General features: G+C 81.7%; 1 protein-coding gene. It reads right to left on the bottom strand.

The features are described from left to right. Window positions 1–1,269 (bottom strand): S8 family serine peptidase (locus HMPREF9719_RS09345; RefSeq protein ID WP_051001457.1); only part of this gene is annotated, 1,269 nt, incomplete at its 3' end. Between the last annotated feature and the right edge of the window lie 26 nt (window positions 1,270–1,295).

Below are 1,295 nucleotides of genomic sequence, written 5' to 3'. Positions count from 1 at the left end.
CCCCCCGCCGAGCGCGGCGGCGGCCGCGCCGGCGGGTCCCGCGGCGAGCGCGAGCCCCTTCAACCGCGACCAGCCCGCCCCGGGCCCCGCTGGCGTCGCCGGCCCGGGAGCCGCGGGGACGCCCGGCTCCCCGAGCAGGGCGCCTGAGGCGTCCGCCGCGGAGACCACCCCGGCCGGGGCGGCAGCGGCGCGAAGCAGGTGGCCGCGCAGCTGCGCGGCGGTCGCCTCCGGGTGGCGCTCCTTGAGCAGCGCCGCTACCCCGCTGACCACCGGCGCGGCGAAGCTCGTGCCGCGAAACTCCCGCTCCTCGACGCCCTCCCCGGCGGGCACGGCCACGCCGCCGGCCAGGCCGTCCCCCGCGGGGCTCAGCGCGACCGGGGCGTGCCCCTCCGCGGCGAGCCCCCGACCCGCGGCCGCCAGCGAGTAGCCGGCCGGCGCCCCGCCCTCGAGCGCCGCGACCGCGAGCACCGTCTCCGCGGCCGCCGGGTGCGCGACCGATCCCTCCGGGCAGTCCTCCCCGATGTTCCCCGCCGCCGCGACGACGAGCGCGCCGGCCTCCTCCGCGGCGGCGAGCGCCTCCCCAAGCGCGGCGGGCGGCGCCTCGCCGGCGGGCAGGCACGCGACGACCGAGACGTTGACGACGCCCGCGCCCGCCTCGATCGCGAGCCGGAGCGCCTCGGCGAGCCCGTCGAGCGTCCCGCCGCCCGCGCCTTCTGGGTAGGCGGTCGACTGGCGCACGCTGAGGATCCTCGCGCCGGGCGCGACCCCTGAGTAGCCGTCCGGGCCGCGGCGCGCCGCGATGATGCCCGCGACCGCCGTGCCGTGCCCGTCGCAGTCGCGGTGCGGGTCGGGGTCGAGCGGGTCGACGAGGTCCGCGACCGGCTCCACGCCGCCGAGCCTGGGGTGGTCGGCGACGCCGGTGTCGATGACCGCGACGGCGACGCCCGCCCCGCTCGCGCCGCCCGCGGGAGCCTCGTGGACGGGCACTGCCGGCCCGGCCGGCCCCTCGGCGGGGATCGGCTCGGGGCAGCCCGAGCGCCCCGCGGCGCCGGTCAGCGCGTCGGCGAGCTCCTCGGGGAGGAACCCCAGAAGCTCCTCCGCCCCCGGCGGCGGGAGGCCCTCGTCGGGGCCGAAGTCCTCGAGCACATCGGCCTCGCCGGGTGTCTCGAGTCCTTCCAGGTGCTCGGCGTCCTGGGCGCGGGCGACGGGCTCGGCGGCGGCCCACAGCGCCGCGGTGAGGAGCGCGGCCGCCGCGCGGCGCACCCTCACCCGAGCCCCCGGACCGCCTCGACGGC

Source organism: Corynebacterium otitidis ATCC 51513, from assembly GCF_000296405.1.
Classification (GTDB): Bacteria; Actinomycetota; Actinomycetes; order Mycobacteriales; family Mycobacteriaceae; genus Corynebacterium; species Corynebacterium otitidis.
Note: the sequence above shows the minus strand (reverse complement) of the source record. Positions and strands in the feature narration are given on the sequence as shown.